This is a genomic window from Streptomyces sp. NPDC051576, from assembly GCF_040681835.1.
Taxonomy (GTDB): Bacteria; Actinomycetota; Actinomycetes; order Streptomycetales; family Streptomycetaceae; genus Streptomyces.
Genome location: NZ_JBFAZO010000001.1, coordinates 99,093 through 112,227, shown reverse-complemented (window position 1 = coordinate 112,227; position 13,135 = coordinate 99,093). Strand labels below are relative to the sequence as shown.

At 69.3% G+C, this 13,135-nt stretch carries 14 protein-coding genes; all 14 read left to right on the top strand.

The window, feature by feature from the left end:
* The first annotated feature begins 104 nt into the window (after window positions 1–104).
* The 14 genes from AB0M63_RS00505 to AB0M63_RS00440 all read left to right on the top strand — a co-directional run bounded on the left by AB0M63_RS00505 (window position 105) and on the right by AB0M63_RS00440 (window position 13,052).
* A complete protein-coding gene (locus AB0M63_RS00505; protein ID WP_366017877.1) occupies window positions 105–521 on the top strand; it encodes a hypothetical protein in 417 nt (138 codons plus the stop codon).
* Window positions 518–949 (top strand): hypothetical protein, encoded by a 432-nt coding sequence (locus AB0M63_RS00500; RefSeq protein ID WP_366017876.1) that lies wholly within the window; start codon window positions 518–520, stop codon window positions 947–949. The genes AB0M63_RS00505 and AB0M63_RS00500 overlap by 4 nt, the downstream gene beginning before the upstream one ends.
* 68 nt (window positions 950–1,017) lie before the next feature.
* Complete coding sequence (locus AB0M63_RS00495; protein ID WP_366017875.1) at window positions 1,018–2,139, top strand: hypothetical protein; 1,122 nt, start codon at window positions 1,018–1,020, stop codon at window positions 2,137–2,139.
* A complete protein-coding gene (locus tag AB0M63_RS00490; RefSeq protein ID WP_366017874.1) occupies window positions 2,136–2,489 on the top strand; it encodes an ASCH domain-containing protein in 354 nt (117 codons plus the stop codon). The genes AB0M63_RS00495 and AB0M63_RS00490 overlap by 4 nt, the downstream gene beginning before the upstream one ends.
* 208 nt (window positions 2,490–2,697) lie before the next feature.
* Window positions 2,698–2,943, top strand: coding sequence for a hypothetical protein (locus AB0M63_RS00485; protein WP_366017873.1), 246 nt, complete (start codon window positions 2,698–2,700; stop codon window positions 2,941–2,943).
* Window positions 2,944–2,954: 11 nt separating this feature from the next.
* Window positions 2,955–3,470 (top strand): hypothetical protein, encoded by a 516-nt coding sequence (locus AB0M63_RS00480; RefSeq protein ID WP_366017872.1) that lies wholly within the window; start codon window positions 2,955–2,957, stop codon window positions 3,468–3,470.
* A 362-nt stretch (window positions 3,471–3,832) separates the two neighbouring features.
* A complete protein-coding gene (locus AB0M63_RS00475) occupies window positions 3,833–4,474 on the top strand; it encodes a DUF308 domain-containing protein (RefSeq protein ID WP_366017871.1) in 642 nt (213 codons plus the stop codon).
* A gap of 335 nt (window positions 4,475–4,809) precedes the next feature.
* On the top strand, window positions 4,810–5,253 hold the full coding sequence (locus tag AB0M63_RS00470) for an SHOCT domain-containing protein (protein WP_355904641.1): 444 nt from the start codon (window positions 4,810–4,812) through the stop codon (window positions 5,251–5,253).
* Between the two features lie 33 nt (window positions 5,254–5,286).
* Entirely contained in the window at window positions 5,287–5,712 is a 426-nt protein-coding gene (locus AB0M63_RS00465; protein ID WP_366017870.1) for a hypothetical protein, read from the top strand.
* On the top strand, window positions 5,712–6,674 hold the full coding sequence (locus tag AB0M63_RS00460; RefSeq protein ID WP_366017869.1) for a polyphosphate kinase 2 family protein: 963 nt from the start codon (window positions 5,712–5,714) through the stop codon (window positions 6,672–6,674). Before AB0M63_RS00465 ends, AB0M63_RS00460 begins: the two co-directional genes overlap by 1 nt.
* Window positions 6,675–6,729: 55 nt before the next feature.
* Complete coding sequence (locus AB0M63_RS00455; protein ID WP_366017867.1) at window positions 6,730–9,477, top strand: HAD-IC family P-type ATPase; 2,748 nt, start codon at window positions 6,730–6,732, stop codon at window positions 9,475–9,477.
* Entirely contained in the window at window positions 9,467–11,197 is a 1,731-nt protein-coding gene (sulP, locus tag AB0M63_RS00450; RefSeq protein ID WP_366017866.1) for a sulfate permease, read from the top strand. Before AB0M63_RS00455 ends, sulP begins: the two co-directional genes overlap by 11 nt.
* A 42-nt stretch (window positions 11,198–11,239) precedes the next feature.
* Complete coding sequence (locus AB0M63_RS00445) at window positions 11,240–11,602, top strand: carboxymuconolactone decarboxylase (protein WP_355904630.1); 363 nt, start codon at window positions 11,240–11,242, stop codon at window positions 11,600–11,602.
* Window positions 11,603–11,705: 103 nt separating this feature from the next.
* Window positions 11,706–13,052 carry a diacylglycerol kinase family protein gene (locus AB0M63_RS00440; RefSeq protein ID WP_366017865.1) on the top strand — a complete coding sequence of 449 codons (1,347 nt, stop codon included), beginning with the start codon at window positions 11,706–11,708 and terminating at the stop codon, window positions 13,050–13,052.
* Window positions 13,053–13,135 lie beyond the last annotated feature (83 nt).

Here is a 13,135-nt window from a genome sequence, read left to right as displayed (position 1 = left end):
GTCACGTATGGAAGCACTCTCGGTGACGACGTGGGGCGGGAAGTGCAACGGAAGTACAACAGCAGGTCATTTCAAGGCCGTTCACGCCAGCCGACGCTGTGGACATGGACGACGAACTCATCACGGAACGCCGACGCGTCGCCTTCCCTCAGGTCCTCGGCTACCTACGACACGTCACCGGCGGCCTGGTCCGCCATGCGGCGCTAGTCGACTGCCTGACCGATTACTGCCGTCGGCACGAACTGGACCTCTGCGGCGTCTTCACCGACCGCGACGCCACGCTGGCCATCCGCTCCCCCGCCTTCATCGGGCTGGTCGACACCCTCGAACTACCCGACACCTACGGCGCCGTGGTCCCCGCCCTCAGCCACCTGGGCCCCAGGAGCATCGGCAACGAACGGAAGCGACAGATAACGGCAACGGGCACCCGTCTGATCGTGGTCCGCTCCCTCAAGTCGACCACGGAGTCCGGGCCTTCCCGCAGCACGAGCCCCAACCTCCAGCCCCAGGGGGACACATGATGTCCGTGCGCGACGCGCTGCGCAGCGCACCCATGGTCAGCGACGTGCCCGGACTGCGTCTGCTGAAGGTCGGCAACGGCTGGGACCTCGTGCGCACCTCTGCCAAGACCGGTCTCCTGGCCCTGGCCCACCTGCGCGGCACCGGTGCGTCGATCGGCCCCGTGCTCTACGACGGGCCCAACGAGCGCCTCTACTACGCCATCGCGACCGGCACCGCCGACCGCTGGGACGACCTGCCGGTACGGCACCTCTCCACCAACTCCTGGCTCGTCGCACCCGGCGTGGAGCGGCTCGACGACTGGTTCGGCGGCTGGTGCGAACTACCCGACGACAACACCCTCACCGACCCAGACGCCCTCCGCACCGCACTCCAACACCCGTACGTCGCCGGTGCCCAGGATGAAGCGCGCTCTGACGCCGGTATCTAGGGCCGGGCACCTCCCACCAAGCCACGGCAACACCTACCTCCGTCCGACCTGACCGCAAGGGGACATCCGTGACGCCCCACCTCGTATCACCGAACACCGTCCTCGCCAACGCCCTTCTGCGCGCCGAGGACGTCCTGACACCACGCATCCTGGCCGCTCCGCCCGAGCGGATCGTGCTGGTCGTCGGCACCCAGATCAACGGCGCTCCGCATATCGGCACCTCGCTCGTCCAGGCACTCTCCTTCGCCATGGCCGCCCGCCTGCGAGACCGCTTCGGCATCCCCACCGAGGTCCTCTTCAGCGCCCTCGACAACGCCCCGTACGAACTGTCCACAGACCCGGCCAGCGGCCACCGCTACCAACGCGCCTACGCCCAGGCCCTCGGCAACCAGGCCCTGACCGACCTCGTCGCCGCCCTGCACCAACCCCTGTTCACGGCTCTCTCCCGGCGCCTGGGCATTCCCCACCTCGTCGAGACCTACACCCAGCAGCAAGCTGGCGAACACTTCCGCCGCACCTGGCTGCGGCTACTGCCCCGACTCGACTCCGCCCGCTGGTGGCTCGCCCCCTCCACCGGCACCCCACATCTTCGAATCCCCTGCCCGCACCCCGGCTGCGGCTGGTCCGAGAAGCACGCCGAACGCACGCGCGTGCACCTCATCGACCGAGAAGGTGCCGAGGTCGATGCCGTCTGCCTCCACCACGGCCCTTACCAGGTCACCATCACGCCTACCGCCGGCGCCTACCTCGACTTGGCCACCCTGTACCGCAACCTCGTCAAGGAACTCGCCCTCACCAGCACGGGGGCGGGTGGAACTCTGCACGTCATGGTCAAGGGCGGCGACTGGGTCTTCGGCTCCCTCCTCGTCGACGAAGCCCTCCAAGCCGTCGGCCTCACCCGTGCCCAACTCCCCGCCCGCCTGTTCTGCCCGCAAGTCGTCACCGACACCGGCGCGAAACTCTCCAAGTCCCTCATCCGCGACGGCCACGCCCCTTTGCCCGAAGGCGCCGCCGACTGGATGCTCGACACCCGACAATGGCCTGGCACTGTCACCGAGTACGCCGACCAACTGCTGGCCATAGCCGAGACGATGCTGTCCGACCCCCGCCACTTCTTCCGCTCGTACTCCGCAGCCGAGGTCGGCCGCCTGATCACCGCACCAGCACTCAGGAGCATTCCCGCCCCATGAGCAACACCACTCCGCGCGTCCGCGAACTCAATCTCTACCGCCAGTACTTCGACCTCGTCGCCACCGGCACCAAGACCATCGAGGTACGGGTCAAATACCCACACCTCGCCGACCTCGTTGCTGGTGACATCATCCGGTTCCACATCAAGGGCACGGACGAGACCTGTGAGGTCGAGGTCAAGCGCGTGACCGAGTACACCGACTTCGAGGCCCTACTCGCCGGCGAGGGGCCAGCCAACGTCAACCCCACCGCCACCCGCGACGAACAACTCGCCAACATCCGGGCCATCTACCCGCCCGAGAAGGAGGCTCTCGGTGCCCTTGCTATCCGGATAGAGCTCATCGGCTAACGCACTTCGACCAGCCCCTTGGCGGGCCACAGCCCCGCTCCTTCCGCCCAGCACCACCACCTACACAGCAGACACTCACCGTCGGTGTGGCTGCCACTGAACGAGCACTCGCATTCGGCACCTTGGACGCACTCTCGACGAGGAGTGACGTTGTGTTTACTGTGAGTTGAGGAACATGCGGGGGGTGTGCTGGCCTCGGGGGGGCAGGATGCAGCGCAAGGACCAGTTTCGGAGCATCGTCAGCGACTTCGGTGCGACGTGTAAACAGGCACTGCTGCACGGGCAGAAGCAAGCCGCGATCCGCCGGGCAGTAGAAACCCTTCTGGTCGACGCGGCAGGGGTATGGGGATTAAAGGCCGTCCTCCATGCCGAGGTGGCCATCACAGCGCACCGGATACGCCCTGACCTGGCAGTGCGGATCGGAAAGTTGCCACGCTGCATCAACAGCTGCTAGCGGAGGCAAAGTTGGAGATCGCGGCACTGATGGTATCGCTGGTTGCACTGACGGTAAGCGGAGTCGTCTCGCTTCGACAATTGCGGCTGACCGAGCATGCCAACACGCTGCCGGTTCTTGTGGATCTCTTCCGCGAGCATCGAAGTGTGCGGCTGGCGCAGGCACGGCAGGTCGTGCACGAACGGCTGCCGGCCTGTGACCTGTCAGCCGGACTGGCCGGGTTACCGGACGATGACCGGGATCTGGTCCGTGAACTGGCCTGGTTCTACGACAATCTCGGGGCTCTCGTCGCTCACGGAGTGGTGGACATCGAACCGGTCTCCGGATACCTCGGAGGTTCCGTCATCTCCGTCTGGGAGGGCATGCAACCGCTGGTGCAGGCGGAGCGTGCGAAGCGCGCCCAGAACGCCATGCCAGATCCGAACCGCTGGCAGGAGTACTTCGAGAACCTGTACCACCTCGTCCGCGAGACTCCTGCGGACCGAGCCCGGGCAGCGACGCATCTGTGGCGGCTTCCACACCCCTGACCATTTCCACCTGCATCGAAGATGACTGGCCCTCCGCCCCACCCTGCGAGGGCACATGCAGGGCACACGAGCTTGGGAAACGGCGTCGGCCAGTGAGAACTACGGAGAGGAGTTTCCTCTGGTCGGGGCGCATCCCACCAAGGGGATTCGCTTGGTGCGGGCGGGGGCTTTCGGGTCCCGCCTTTGTCATGTGTCCGGAGCGGCTCCGTTTCGGACTGCTCCTGCGCTCGCCATGAGCGCCCTCTCGCACCGATTCGCCCCCAGTGGATGAACCGGTGATCGGCGGGATACTGGCTGTGTGAGGTCACCGCACGCCGCCTCGTCGGCAGTGGGCGGCCCGGTGGACCGTGCGAGGAGGAGCCATGACCGTTTCGCGTGGTCCGGCACCGCATTCCGGACCGGAGTCGCAACCCGGCGGGGCGATCCCGGGAACGACAGGCGACGCCGCCGATGTCCTGACCGCCCTGGGACGCTCTTGGACGTGGATCCTCGGTTCCGCCGTCGCCACGCTCGTGCCCGGCATCCTGGTGCTGGTCTGGCCGGACGAGACGCTGCACGTTCTTGCGGTTCTCATCGGCCTGTATCTGCTCGTGACCGGTGTGTTCCGGTTCGTCGCCCTCTTCGCCCGCGAGGACCACGGCGAACGGCTGGCCGGGCTCTTCCTGGCGGTGCTCTACGTCCTCGCCGGGGTGCTGTGCCTGCGCAATCCGCTGCAGACGATCGCCGCGCTCTCGCTGATCGTCGGCGTGCTGTGGCTGGTGTCCGGCATCCTCATGCTCTACCCGGTCATCGCCGCCAGGGACCTGCCGCACCGCGGGTTCGTCCTCGCCGCCGCACTGCTCGGTATCGTCGCGGGAATCGTCGTGCTCGCCCTGCCCACCGAGTCGGCCCTGGCCCTGACCCGGCTGCTCGGCCTGTGGCTCGTCCTGCTGGGCCTGGCCGAGACGGCGGTCGCCTTCGCCTGGCGGGCCGCGCTGCATCGGGCGGGGGTCACGGGGCCGTGACTTCGGGTCCCCCGGCGGGATTGTTCTGGCCAGGTGGACCAGAGGCATCAGCGGTATTCTCTTTGTACAAATGACCGCGTCAGCCACGGGTGTGACAGCCCGGACGGCTGCGCGATGGGGCACTTGGTCGTATCGGCCCCAGCCTGTGGTCGCCGGCCATCTGCTGCCAGGCGGTCACCGCACCGCCGCGCTATCGCGGTTGGCACCGCGGAGCGCCCCCGGGCCCGCCCCCTTTCACATGTGAGGCGGCCTCAGATTCCTGTGCACACCGAAGACGACATGGAACGGGCGTCGCCCGGGACCGACTTCGGGTGGGGGCAGGGAACGGAGGAGAGATGAGCGGTCAGACGTATCTCGCGTACGACTATCCACTGCTGGACGTCTTCTGGACCATGCTGGTGTTCTTCCTGTGGATCATGTGGTTCGTCCTGCTGTTCCGAATCGTCGTCGACATCTTCCGCGACGACGGCCTCGGCGGCTGGGCCAAGGCGGGCTGGCTGGTGTTCTGCCTCGTTCTGCCGTTCCTGGGTGTGTTCGTCTACGTGATCGCCCGGGGGAAGAACATGGGCCGCCGGGAGACCGCGCAGGCGCGGGCACAGCAGAAACAGTTCGAGGACTACGTCCGCGAGACCGCGCAGAGTTCCGGTGGCTCCTCCAGCAGTGCGGACGAACTCCTCAGGCTGTCCGAGATCAAGGCCCACGGCGACATCACCGAGGAGGAGTTCCAGCGGGCCAAGCAGCTGGTCCTGAGCGACTACGGCCCCCCGGTCCGCCGCTGAGCCGGTTCCCCGACACCGAAGGACACCGAAGCCATGACCACGTCGCACGCTTCTCACGTACACGCTCACCCGGGTACCGCCAAGCGGCACTGGGCCGAGGGACTCACGGCCTTCGCCGCCGTCACGCTCATGATCGCCGGGGTGCTCGACATCTTCCGCGGGATCATGGGGATCGCCAAGGACGACGTCTTCCTCACGACACGCAGTTACGTCTTCGAGTTCGACCTCACCGGCTGGGGCTGGATCCACCTGGCCCTCGGCGCGGTCGCGGTCATCGTCAGCCTGGGGCTGTTCCAGTCCGCGCTCTGGGCCCGGGTCGCCGGCGTGGCCGTCGCCGGGTTCATCATCATCGCCAACTTCCTCTCCCTGCCGTACTACCCGGTGTGGTCGGTCGTGATGATCGCCTTCTCCGGGTTCATCATCTGGGCGCTGTGCGTGGCCCGGCCCACTGATCAGTGATGTCGGACGAACGGGCCAGGCGCATCGCGGAGTTCATCGAGCCACTGCGGGTGGAACCGGGGGCGAAGGTGCGGCTGCGCCGGGACTTCGACCCTCGGGACAAGGCCGGTCTGAAGAAGCGGGACGGGGCCGCGCTGCTGCGGACCGGAGTCGAACTGCTGGCGGAGTACCAGGAACGGCTCGCCGCCCAGGACACGCACGGCGTGCTGCTGTGCCTTCAGGCGCTCGACGCCGGCGGCAAGGACGGCACGATCCGGCATGTGATGAGCGGCGTCAATCCGCAGGGCGTGCGGGTGAGCAGCTTCAAGGTGCCGTCCGCCGAGGAACTGGACCACGACTACCTGTGGCGTTACGCGCAGCGGCTGCCCGAGCGCGGCGGGATCGCCATCTTCAACCGCTCGCACTACGAGGAGGTCCTCGTCGTCCGTGTGCACCCCGAACTCCTCCTGCGGCAGAAGCTGCCGGACCACGCGCGCGGACGGGGTGTGTGGAAGCGGCGCTACCGCGAGATCAACGACTGGGAGCGGTATCTCACGGACAACGGGTTCAAGGTGGTGAAGATCTTCCTGAACCTGTCGAAGGAGGAGCAGCGCACCCGCTTCCTGAAGCGGCTCGACCTGCCGGAGAAGAACTGGAAGTTCTCCGCGGCCGACGTCCGGGAGCGACGCCACTGGGACGAGTACCAGCGGGCCTTCTCCCACATGCTGTCGGCGACGAGCACGGCGTGGGCCCCCTGGTACGTGGTGCCGGCGGACCGGAAGTGGTTCGCGCGGATCTGTACGGCGGCGATCCTGGCGCACACCCTGATCGGCATCGATCCCCGGTACCCGGAGGTCGGCGACGCGGCGCGGAAGGATCTGCTCACCGCCCGGCGGGAGTTGGAGCAGGAGGCCCCCGAGGGTCTGCCCGCCGACCCCTACGCGGCCCGGCATCCTTCGGCGGCCGGCAAGAAGCGCCGTTAGGCCGGTCAGGCAGCGGGCGAGGTGCGAGGAGCGGCCAGGATCGGAGGCAGGAGCGATGACGGTGCAGCCGGATTCCGTGAGCACACAGCCGGAGGCCGCGGAGGGCGACGACTGGTACGCGCGGCCACCGGGCGAGGTCGTGACCGCCCTCGGCGTCGACCCGGCGATCGGGCTCGGCGCCGAGCGGGCCGCCGAACTGCGGGCCGCACACGGGCCGAACGCACTGCCCGAGGAGAGCCGGACTCCGGCCTGGCGCAGGTTCCTCGGTCAGTACCGCAGCTACATGCAGCTCGTCCTGGTGGCCGCGGCGGTGGTCTCGCTGCTCATCCGGGAGTGGACCACCGCGATCCTGCTGCTCGTACTGACCCTGCTCAACGCGGTGGTGGGCCTGCGTCAGGAGGGCAAGGCGGAGAGCGCGATGAACGCGCTGAAGTCGATGATGGAGGCCACGGCGCGGGTGCGCAGGGACGGTACGGAGGCCGAGATCCCCGCGGAGCAGCTCGTCGTCGGCGACATCGTGCTCGTCTCGGCCGGTGACCAGGTGCCCGCGGACGGGCGCATCATCGAGGCCAGCGCGCTGCAGATCGACGAGTCGGCGCTCACCGGTGAGAGCGTGCCCGCGGCGAAGGACACCGGCGCGCTGCCCGGCGGGCGCCGGCCGCCGCCGGGCGACCGGACCAACACGGCGTTCATGAACACGCCGGTCACCCACGGCAGCGGTGTTCTCGTGGTGACCGCCATCGGGGCGGACACCGAGCTGGGGAAGATCTCCGGGATGCTGGCGGCCACCGAGAAGGAAGTGCCGCCGCTCACGCGGGAACTCGACAGGCTGACGCTGTGGATCACGGGGGCGGCCGCCCTCACCATGATCGTGATGTTCGTCCTGGGCCGCGGCCGGGACCAGGCATGGGACGTGCTGTTCGTCAGCGCGGTCTCCCTGGCCATCGCGGCCATTCCCGAGGCCCTGCCGACCGTGACGCAGGCGATCCTCTCCGTCGGGAGCCTCAACCTGGCGAAACGGAACGCCATCGTGAAGGAACTCCCGTCGGTCGAGACCCTCGCGTTCACCTCGGCGATCAACTCGGACAAGACCGGCACGCTGACGATGAACCAGATGACGGCCGTAGAAGTGCTCACGCCCACCGACAAGTACACCGTCTCCGGCACGGGCTACGGCCTGGAGGGGAAGGTCCACCACGCGGCCGGGTCCGCCGCGGGCATCGAGGACGCGATCCTGCCGTATGTCGTGGCCTGTGACGCCAAGTTGGTGGACGGCGAGGTGGTGGGCGACCCCACGGAGGGCGCGCTGCTGGTGCTCGGCCACAAGGCGGGACTCGACACGGACGCCACCAGGGAGCGTCTCCCGCGGCTCGCGACCCTGCCGTTCGACCCGGCGTACAAGCTGATGGCCACCTTCCACTCGGCGGCCGACGCCGACGGCCGGCCGGCCGTGCGGTGTTTCGTCAAGGGCGCGGCGCCGGCGGTACTGGCGCGGGCCGCCACCGCGCTCGCGGCGGGTGCGACCGTGCCCTGGGACACCGGTCTGCGGCACCGGGCCGAGGCGGCGGCCGAGCGGATGGGCGGCGAGGGGCGCCGGGTGATGGCCGCGGCCACCCGGGACCTCGACCCGGCCGGCTTCGACGCGGACGGCGACCTGCTCGCGTACGTCACCGAGTTGCGGCTGACCAGTCTCGTCGGCATGGTCGACCCGCCCCGCGCGGAGTCGAAGGCCGCCGTGGCCGCCGCGCGGGCGGCGCACATCCGGGTCCGCCTCGTGACGGGCGACGACATCACCACCGGGGCGGCGATCGCCCGGCAGATCGGCATCCCCGGCGAGGCCGTCCTCGGCGCCGACTTCGCCGCGATGGGGGAGCCGGAGCGGCTGGCCCGCATCGACGACATCGGGGTCGTGGGACGGGTCGCGCCGGAGCACAAGGTGCTGCTGGCCGACACGCTCAAGAAGAAGGGCGACGTCGTGGCGATGACCGGGGACGGCGTCAACGACGCACCCGCCATCAAGGCCGCCGACATCGGCATCGCCATGGGCAGCGGCACGGACGTGGCGAAGAACGCCGGCCGCATGATCCTCTCCGACGACGACTTCGCCACCATCGTCTACGCCGTCGAGCAGGGGCGGACGATCTACGACAACCTCACCAAGTACATCCGGTTCGTCCTGCTTCTGCTGGTCACCTTCGTCCTGACGTTCCTCGGGGCCACCGTCCTGAACATCGCGGCGGGCGAGCCGTTCACGCCGCCGCAGGTGCTGTGGATCCACTTCGTGGTCAACGCGTCCTTCGGCTTCGCACTCGGCTTCGACCAGGAGAACCCGGGGCTCATGAGCCGCACGCCGCGTCCTCGCGGAGAATCGGTGCTCACCCGGCCCGTGCTGGTCACGGTCGGGCTCGGCGGCCTCGCGATCACCTGCGGACTGCTCGGCCTGATCAAGCTCGGCCAGGCCCACTTCGGCAGTGTCGAGACCGGTCAGTCGATCGCCTTCACCGCCTTCGCGCTCTGCCTGATCGTGGCCGCGTTCGAATGCCGCAGCGAAACGGACTCGGTGCTGGTGCTCGCCACCTTCGACAGCAGGCAGATGAACTGGGTGGCCCTGGCCCAGCTGGTCCTCGCGGTGGCGGTGACCCAACTGGACGGATTCCGCCGCATGTTGGGCACGACCGAGATCAACGCGCGGGAGTTCGGCTGGGCCCTGCTGGCCGCCGTGGCACTGCTGCTCGTCTGGGAACTGGGCAAGCTGCTGGTCCGACGGTCGCGGGCGGGTGGGGTGAGCGTGAGTGCCGGATGAGGCGCGGGGCCGGCACGCGGTGCTGTCCCGGCTCCGGGCCGTTCCGGGAATCCGCGCGCTGTCGGCCTACCGGCGCGCATGGCTGGTCAGGGATCTGACGGCAGGGGTCGTCCTGACCACCCTGCTGGTGCCCCAGGGCATGGCGTACGCCGAACTGGCGGGGCTGCCGGCCATCACCGGCCTGTACACGACGATCCTCTGTCTGCTCGGCTACGCCGTGTGCGGGCCGTCCCGCATCCTGGTGCTGGGCCCGGACTCCTCACTGGGGCCGATGATCGCCGCCACCGTGCTCCCCCTGGTCGCGTCGGGCGGGGACGCCGACCGGGCGGTCGCGCTCGCCTCGATGCTCGCGCTGATGGTGGCGGCGATCATGATCCTGGCGTCGGTGGCGAAGCTCGGCTTCATCGCCGACCTGATCTCCAAACCGACGATGATCGGCTACATGAACGGGCTGGCCCTCACCATCCTGATCGGCCAACTGCCCAAACTGCTCGGCTTCAAGGTCGACGCGGACAACCTGATCGGGGAATGCGTCGGCCTCGTGGAGAAGATCGCCGACGGGGCCGTGGTGCCGGCCGCAGCCGCGGTCGGCGTCGGCGGGATCCTGCTGGTCCTGGTGGTCCAGCGGTGGCTGCCGAAGGTCCCCGCGGTGCTCGTGATGGTGGTCCTGGCGATCACCGCGGTCGCCGTCCTCGATCTCGGCGGGCACGGCGTCGACCTGGTCGGCGAACTGCCCGAGGGCTTCCCGCCGTTCACAGTCCCCGACATCCGTGCCTCCGACCTGGTGCCGCTGTTCGGCGGTGCGCTCGGCATCGCCCTGGTGTCCCTCGCCGACACGATCTCCAACGCGTCGGCGTTCGCGGCACGTGGCGGACAGGAGGTCCAGGGCAATCAGGAGATGGCCGCGGTCGGTGCGGCGAACCTGGCGGCCGGTCTGTTCCAGGGCTTCCCGGTCAGCGCCAGTGGATCCCGTACGGCGGTGGCGGAGCGGGCCGGCGCCAGGAGCCAGCTCACCGGAGTCGTCGGGGCCGCGCTCATCGTCCTCATGCTGGTGCTGGCTCCGGGAATCTTCCGCAACCTGCCCCAGCCTGCCCTCGCCGCCGTCGTCATCACCGCCTCGCTGTCCCTGGCCGACCTGCCGGGGACGGTACGGCTCTGGCGGCAGCGCCGGACGGAGTTCCTGCTGTCGGTCGCCGCGTTCCTGGGGGTGGCCCTGCTCGGTGTCCTGGAGGGGATCGCCATCGCCGTGGCCCTGTCCGTCCTCAACGTCTTCCGGCGCGCCTGGTGGCCGTACAACACGGTGCTGGGGCGGGTGCAGGGCCTGGAGGGATACCACGACATCCGTTCCCATCCGCAGGCCGAACAGCTGCCGGGCCTGGTGATCCACCGGTTCGACGCACCCCTTTTCTTCGCCAACGCCAAGGCTTTCCGGGACGAGATCAGACGGCTGGCCCGCACCACGCCGAAGCCGCGCTGGATCGTGATAGCCGCGGAGCCGATGACCGACGTGGACACCACCGCCTCGGACGTCCTGGAGGAACTTGACCTGGAACTCAACGCCGAACACATCCACCTCGTGTTCGCCGAACTCAAGGACCCCGTGCGCCGCAAGATCGAACGGTACGAACTCACCCGCACCATCGACCCACGCCATTTCTTCCCCACCGTGGAGGCCGCCGTCGCCGCCTTCCGACGCGCGTCACCGCTCGATGATGCCTAGGCTTGACGGGTCACCACAACCGAACCGGAAGGCAGTCCTCTCATGGCTACTGCACCTGAGTTCGACACTCCCGTTCTCGACACGATCGCCGCGATGACGATCGACTCCATCGAGCATTGCCGGATGGACGAGCGCACGCTCATCCTCAGCCGCATCGCCGCACTCGTGGCCATGGACGCACCCGCGATCTCCTACCTGGCCCACATCAATCCGGCGATCAAAGCCCAGTTCACCGTCGAGCAGCTGCAGGACCTCCTCGTCGCGATCGCACCCGTGGTGGGAACGGCGCGCGTCATGTCCGCGGCCGGCCACATCGCCGAGGCCTTCGGTGTCGCGATCGCCCTGGCCGACAGCGAGGCCGAAGCCATCGCCCGAGCCGAGGCCGACAGCCGCACCACCGGCTGAACCTCCTGCTGTCGGCCCCCTCCGTGTTTCGTCACCTCCGCCGAGCGGATGACGGGCGGCTCCCGTTCGACGGGGCAGGCGAGGCCCGCGCTTGGGAGGTCGCATGGACACGGCCGCACGAACGAGGAGACGCCTCGCTCCACGCTGGGCAGCTCGGCTGGCCCTCGCCGAGGGAACGGCGGCCGCCGCGGTCCTGCTGCTGTTCGCCGGGCTCCGGAGCGTCCTGCTGTTGGGGCTGGGACTGGCAGGGACCGTGGTCACGGTCGTGGGCCTGTGGTGGGCGTTGTCGCGCAGAGGCCCGGCCCGGGCGCTGGGCGCCGTACTGGCGTGCGCCGCGCCCCTCACCGTCGTGGTGCTCTACGCACTGGCCGGACTGTTGTGGGTCGCGCTCGTCTCGCTCGCCCTGTGGGTGCTGGCCGTCAGCTGCGGCAGAGGTGCGATGGCGGCTGCCGATCGCGGACAGGCGGTGGGCGCGGAGCACACGGTCGCCCCGCCCCGACGGCCCTTCCTGATCATGAACCCGTCCTCGGGCGGCGGAAAGGTCGGTAGGTTCCACCTGGTGGAGAAGGCGACGGCGCTCGGCGCTCAGGTCGCCGTCCTGGACCCGGCCCACCGGCAGGACGTGGCCGCGCTCGCCCGGCAGGCCGCGGACGAGGGTGCCGATCTGCTCGGCGTCGCCGGGGGCGACGGGACCCAGGCCCTGGTCGCGGGAGTGGCGGCCGAGCGCGGGCTTCCGTTCATGGTCGTCTGCGCCGGGACCCGCAACCACTTCGCCCTGGACCTCGGCCTGGAGAGGGCGGACCCCTCGCGATGTCTGGACGCGCTCACCGACGGCGTCGAACTCCGCGTCGACCTGGGCCGCGTCGGCGACCGCGTCTTCGTGAACAACGCCTCTTTCGGCGCCTACGCGGCCGTCGTCCAGAGTCCCGCCTACCGCGACGACAAAGCCGGTACCGCCCTCCAGCTCCTCCCGGACCTGCTGACCCACCACACCGGTCCACGACTCCTCGTGCACACTCCGGGTGCTGCGGACATCGAGGCTCCGCAGGCCGTGCTGGTGAGCAACAACCCCTACCTGACGGGCGACCCGGCAGGGCTGGGCCGTCGTGCCCGGCTGGACTCCGGTGCCCTCGGGGTGCTCGGCATCAGGGTCGACAACGCGGCACAGGCAGCGGAGATGATCCGCGGCGGACACTCACGCGTCCTCGTCTCGCTGACCGCCCGTGACGTCGTCGTGGACGCCGATGCTCCCGCTGTCGCCGTGGGCGTCGACGGCGAGGCTCTCGTCCTGCCCACGCCCGTCCACTGCCGGAGCGAGCCGGGAGCCCTCCGCGTACGCGTGCCCCGCCACCGTCCCGGTGTCCCGCGCGAGCGCCCCATGGACTGGCGCCGGGTGGGACGGCTGGCCTGGACGAGGGGACGGAGCACGCCGGAACATCACGGGGGCTGACGGCACCGGCGACGCCGCGGGCGCTGACCGGGCAGGCGAACTCATCACCGACCACGACGCCACGGTGGCCATCCGAACAGGCA